3 protein-coding genes and 2 pseudogenes are annotated in these 6,049 nt (G+C 54.5%); 4 read left to right on the top strand and 1 reads right to left on the bottom strand.

Going from position 1 to position 6,049, the window contains the following annotated elements; translation table 11 throughout:
* Positions 1-375: 375 nt before the first annotated feature.
* Positions 376-2,499: a sodium-translocating pyrophosphatase gene (locus HHL10_RS29675; RefSeq protein WP_169164037.1), complete on the bottom strand. Its 2,124-nt coding sequence runs from the start codon at positions 2,497-2,499 to the stop codon at positions 376-378.
* A gap of 221 nt (positions 2,500-2,720) precedes the next feature.
* On the opposite strand from HHL10_RS29675, the gene ppa reads away from it, so the two are divergent.
* From ppa to HHL10_RS30910, 4 genes and pseudogenes are all read left to right on the top strand, one after another.
* Positions 2,721-3,260, top strand: coding sequence for an inorganic diphosphatase (gene ppa / locus HHL10_RS29670; protein ID WP_169164036.1), 540 nt, complete (start codon positions 2,721-2,723; stop codon positions 3,258-3,260).
* A gap of 1,155 nt (positions 3,261-4,415) precedes the next feature.
* Positions 4,416-4,613 (top strand): annotated as a pseudogene (locus HHL10_RS29665) (transposase); the annotation flags it as partial.
* Positions 4,614-4,902: 289 nt separating this feature from the next.
* A complete protein-coding gene (locus HHL10_RS31435) occupies positions 4,903-5,109 on the top strand; it encodes a transposase (RefSeq protein WP_169164038.1) in 207 nt (68 codons plus the stop codon).
* A 667-nt stretch (positions 5,110-5,776) separates the two neighbouring features.
* Positions 5,777-5,926, top strand: a pseudogene (locus HHL10_RS30910) (IS481-like element ISGur11 family transposase); the annotation flags it as partial.
* Positions 5,927-6,049: the final 123 nt, after the last annotated feature.

Here is a 6,049-nt window from a genome sequence, read left to right as displayed (position 1 = left end):
ATCAGTCAGCGCACGTAACTGATCCTTGCGTGGGTAGGCCATGGCATGCCTCCTGAAAAGCAGCCGTCCCAACAACAATAGTCGTTGTCGAACAAAAGTCCACCCATCGTGCCGGATGACCCACTAGTGCCGTACTGCGACAAAAATAGTTTCGCAGGTCCGACTCAAAGGCTTTTACGCCGCTGCAGCGGGCTTGCAATCGTCAGCCACTCCACTGGCCGCAACTGTATATCACGTCTCATCGGACGCTTCTCCGGCTCTGCCATCTTCACTGACATGGATTAATGCCTTACCCGACCAGCACCACGCTCCAGTATTGCACTTTTGAATTGATTGCACCCAATATTTAAGAATAATCGCCAATACTTTTTCTTGCTAATGCCCAGACAAAACAGCGACATACGACTCAGCAAGCGAGTCATACAAAGAATTCATGGAGTAATTATCCAGAGGTAGAATTGGAACAATTAGAAGTGCAACGATATTTATTATCTTTATTAATGGATTGACGGCAGGCCCGGCAGTATCCTTATAAGGATCACCTACCGTATCACCCGTCACCGCAGCCTTATGAGCGTCAGACCCTTTTCCTCCATAGTGCCCATCTTCAATATATTTTTTTGCATTATCCCAAGCGCCTCCGCCGGTGCACATACTGATAGCAACAAAAAGCCCGGTAACAATAGTTCCCATCAGCAATCCACCAAGCGCCTTAGGCCCCAACAATAAACCCACAAAAATGGGAGCAATAACCGGCAACAGAGATGGCACAACCATCTCCTTAATGGCAGCGCTTGTCAGCATATCAACGGCGCGACCATATTCCGGCTGCCCCGAGCCCTCCATAATGCCCCGTATTTCTCGAAATTGACGCCGAACTTCCTCGACCACTGAACCAGCCGCTCGCCCAACAGCCTCCATTGCCATGGCGCCGAAAAGATAAGGAATCAACCCACCAATAAAAAGACCAATAATTACACTTGGATCCGAGAGGTCGAATCGCACATTTACACCGCGACCCTGCAATGCATGCGAATAATCAGCAAACAGCACCAGCGCCGCCAAACCTGCCGAACCAATGGCATAACCTTTAGTCACCGCCTTGGTAGTATTCCCCACTGCATCCAAAGGGTCGGTGATATCCCTTACACTGCTCGGCAGATCAGCCATTTCGGCAATCCCGCCCGCGTTGTCCGTGATAGGGCCATAGGCATCAAGAGCCACAATAATTCCAGCCATACTTAGCATGGACGTGGCTGCAACAGCTATCCCATAAAGGCCGATCAATTGATAAGAGATCGCAATTGCGATACACACAAATACCACGGGCCAAGCAGTACTCTTCATGCTTACCCCAAGACCTGCAATAATATTCGTCCCATGCCCGGTGGTAGATGCTTGCGCCACGTGCCGTACAGGCTTATACTGCGTGCCGGTATAATATTCAGTAACCCAAACCATGGCCGCAGTTAATGCAAGACCCACCACGCAAGCAGCCCACAAGCGCAGGTGCGTATATTTCCCTAAAGCGTCTTGAGGGAAAATAATCACAGTAACCACCCAGAATGCGAGCAGTGATAATACTCCAGCCACAATCAAGCCCTTATAAAGAGCCGGCATCACATTTCTCATTTGGGGCCTAGCTTTCACGAAAGCACAACCAATAATGGATGCAATGATTGAGACACCACCCAGCAGTAGAGGATACACAACTGCTTCGATAGGGGCGCTAGGCACCATCAATGTGCCCAGCGCCATGGTTGCAATCAACGTGACCGCATAAGTTTCAAAAAGGTCTGCAGCCATGCCCGCACAATCTCCGACGTTATCTCCTACGTTATCAGCAATCACCGCCGGATTACGTGGATCGTCTTCGGGAATACCAGCCTCCACTTTACCTACCAAGTCAGCTCCTACGTCTGCACCCTTTGTAAAGATGCCCCCACCCAGCCTTGCAAATATAGAAATAAGTGACGAACCAAATGCGAAACCCAGCATGGGCCTGAGCGCATCAGAGAGGTTCCGCGTAGAACTATTGTTTCCGCTTGAGATAATAAACCAATAAAAGCCTCCCACACCAAGCAGTCCTAGACCCACCACCAACATTCCTGTAATTGCCCCACCCCGGAATGCCACGTTAAGCGCGGGACCAATTCCTAGAGTTGCCGCCTGTGCAGTTCGAACATTAGCGCGCACCGAAATATTCATTCCGATAAAACCGCATGCTGCTGACAACAACGCACCGAGAACAAAGCCGGCTGCTGTCAAAGGATTCAGAAAAACTCCGATGAGGATAGCCAATACGGCCCCGACGAATGCAATCGTCCTGTACTGCCGAGCCAAGTAGGCAGCGGCTCCTTGCTGCACAGCAGTCGCTATTCCGCGCATCCGCTCATTGCCGCTGTCCTGGCGAAGAATCCAGCTGCGCTGGACGAAACCATAAAGGACTGCAGCCAGTCCACAAGCCAGGGAGAGGAACAGCGCCCAGTCGGTAGTCATCAAGGATGCTCCCTTCGGTGTAAGTTGCCGCTGTCATAGAGCCGGTATCGCTTGCCCCCGCGCAGGCGCTACGTAGCGGACCACACTGAGGGTGCGAACTCATGCTACGGGATGACTTTGTCTTCTGCTTCGTTTTTTTGCTGGCACTGAAGCAACAGCAAGTCAGGCGGCGGCAAGCGCTGTACTTAGAATGAGCGGTTTCCCCCCAACCAAGTGAAGTCATGAGCCTGCACAACGTAACGCCTGGTGCCAAAGCACCTGAAGAGTTCAACGTCATCATCGAGATCCCGATGAATGCTGACCCCATCAAGTATGAGGTTGATGAAGATAGCGGCGCACTGTTCGTTGACCGCTTCATGGGCACAGCGATGCACTACCCGTGCAACTATGGTTACGTCCCTCAAACGCTGGCGGACGACGGCGACCCTGTGGACGTTCTGGTCATTACGCCCTACCCGCTCATTCCGGGTGTCGTGGTGACGTGCCGACCCATCGGTATCCTGAAGATGGAAGACGAAGCTGGAGGTGACAGTAAGTTGCTGGCCGTGCCGACCAACAAGATTCTCCCGATCTACAGCCACTGGGAGAAACCCGAGGACCTCAATGAACTGCGCCTGAAGCAGATTCAACACTTCTTTGAGCACTACAAAGACCTTGAAAAAGGCAAATGGGTCAAAGTACTTGGCTGGGAAGGCTCAGAAAGCGCCCGCACCGAAATTCGTGACGGCATGGCAAATTGGGCTCAAAAGCACCAGAAATAAAAACCAAGCCCATGCCTGGCCATCGAGGCCGGCATGGGCTTTTAACAAGCTATTTCACCTCAATCACATAAGGCGGCTAGACAAACAGGGGCATACACAAAGCATCATTTGGAGCTTACTCTAATAGACCGCTAACCTGCTAAACGACAGGACTGCAAGTCGAGCTGCAGCATAACCAAATAGGTGTCTGACACTTACTGCAGCGCATCAGCACCCGGCGAATCAAGTAAGCCGGCTGCAGGCGCATTCCGCGACATAGCGACTCGCCTTATGAAGCTGGCAAGACTAGGCTTCACCGCATATATATTGCACCAACGAGCAAGATCGACGGACGCCGTCTTTCCGAAAATACGGCGCAGCACCTGTAGCCATAATGTAGCCATAAGCACATGAATTGTGCAGGGACAGGCGTATGAGGAGCGCAATATTCGAAACTCTGAGCGTGACTCGCCAAATTTTGATTGAATGGGGCAAGCGATTTGGTGCTGGCTGTGACGGGGAATTGGGCGATGTCACGTCGGCCAAGCGTGGTCGAACGTTTGGATATCATTGTGCGCTGGAGTTGGCGCAACAGACACTGCTACACGACAATATTACCTAAGGCGGTACTGCGCAACTGGGATTGCCTTATGCCATGTGAAACCATGCAGCAGTTATGCAGGCAGTCAAGATGAGGTGGAAAACCGACATCCCCATTCGGACGGCGGGCGAGTATTTGCGGCGTTGTAATTTCATGCCATAGCGCCCGGCCAGGGAGGCGTTGGAGCAGCATCCGGCGCAAGTTCAGCAGCGGCGGCAAGTCGAGCACCCCGCCCATCATGTACCGTGCCAAGAGTAAGTATCTACCGGGCCGATGAGACACCTATGCGCTAGGACACGGGCTGGATGCGAGGCTACGCATTGACCAACCACACACCGGTGTAAAAGCACGCCACGAAGCAGCCCAAGCCGCGCATCACCATGATGCTCTGCACTGCCCAACCAAGGGCTGCCGCGCTTCAAATTCATCGAGGGTGATATGAGCTCCGTCTGCCTCATTGATGTCATGACAGACTTGGTCCGTGCCCCAAGCCTTAAGGTGTTTCTTATCATTGACAGCTTGGCGGCACATAAGTTCCACGAGGTGCAGGAGCAGCTGGACGAGAGCAAAACCAGCTCGAATTGTTTTATCTGCCACCATACTCTCCGGAAATGAACCCCGACGAGTTCATCAACCGCGATCTCAAAACCGAGCTGCACATACGGCCAGCTACTAGCTATTCCGGCACACTCAAGCGCATTGCGTGTGGTTTCATGAACATCTTGCGCGGCATACCAGAGCGGATCATTGCCCCCTTGATAATCGACACCTGATGTGCGCTGAAGTTAAATCAAGCAGGCAGACTATTTGATTGGCGAGCCAATAAAGCACGTCTTTTTATGTTTTCAGCTTCTTCGCCACGGGCACAAATATTTACGGCAAAGCTGAAGCCCAGCAAAATATCACGCACCCTGTCATAGCCAGAACCTTTATCCAGGCACAACCCTGGGGCTCTGCGCTTGCAGTACCTGCCTCGTGTAGCACACCAGCGCTGGATTAGTAGAGTCTGTTTCTAGAAGAAGGAACGGAGATGCGCAAGAGCCGGTTCACCGGCGAGCAGATATTGGTTTTCTCAGGCAGGCCGAAGCCGGTATTCCTGTCAAGTACATTCGCCGCCAAGGAGGCTTCAGCGACGCGACGTTCTACAGGTGGCGGACGTGCTTCGGCGGCATGGCGGCCAGCGAAACACAGCGGCTGCATACCCCGGGGACGAATAACAACCGGCTTAATAAGCTGTGGCTTCAAGCCCACCAGGACATCAAGGCGTAGAAGGTGGGCTGCTGCGCGTCAATCAAAAGTCATAGCAGCGCGTAAACCTGGATGAGAGAAACTGCGGGGCTTGGCCGCTGAAGGGTGTAACTTGGAGCCCGCCTGGCCCCGCGCGCCGGCGTTCGCCTCCCGCAGGTCTTGCCAGTGGTCGCGGTGGATCCGGATAGGTGTTGTGCAGGCACACGGTCCACTCATCCACCGGGATCTTCACGGTACCACTGTAGGTACCCTTGCTGTGCCTTCTCAGTGGGTCCTGGCGCCGGCATAGGACAGGTTCTTCAAGATCTGCAGCACCCGGGCACTGGTGGCCGGCACCCAGATTACCTGGGGCGGTAATGGTCCTTGCAGTGGCGGCATTGGCAGGGCAAGACCGTGCCGCAACACGCGGGGCCGATGCCGGTGCGGCTTCGATTCGACACGGGGCTTGCCGGCGCCGAGTACGTTATCCGAGAGCTCTGGTGTCGGGCAATCCTTCCACGCTGTCCGCTGCATCCGCGCGGAGGCTGTGGACTGGCTCGGCACGGCAGCTATGAGCGCAAGCGCGCAGCAGGCACCCGCGTCGCGCGCTGGTACTGCCCGCAGGGTCATCGCACGTTCGGCCTGCTGCCCCACCATCTGGCAGCGCGCTTCCCCGGCACGCTGGCCGAGATCGAGCAGCTGCCTAGGGTACGTGGCCAACGGCGCCAACTACCGCTCGCAGCAGCTGGCCTTGGTGTGCGCCCGGCTGGGCGTAGCGCTGATCCATGCCCGGCCTTACCAGCCCGAGGGCAAGGGCAAGCAGGAGCGCTGGTTCCGCACCGTACGGGCCCAGCTGCTGTCACGCGTCGGCGTAATCCGGCCACCCAGAGTCGGCATATACCGGCCAGCTTTGCCGGTGCCGAAGGCCGTCTCGAACGACTCCGTTTCAAGGCTTATTTTGATGCGTTGCCAGGCTTGTCTT

The sequence above is a fragment of the Azohydromonas caseinilytica genome, from assembly GCF_012927045.1.
In the GTDB taxonomy this organism is placed as follows: Bacteria; Pseudomonadota; Gammaproteobacteria; order Burkholderiales; family Burkholderiaceae_C; genus Azohydromonas; species Azohydromonas caseinilytica.
This window is presented reverse-complemented; position numbering and strand designations above follow the sequence as displayed.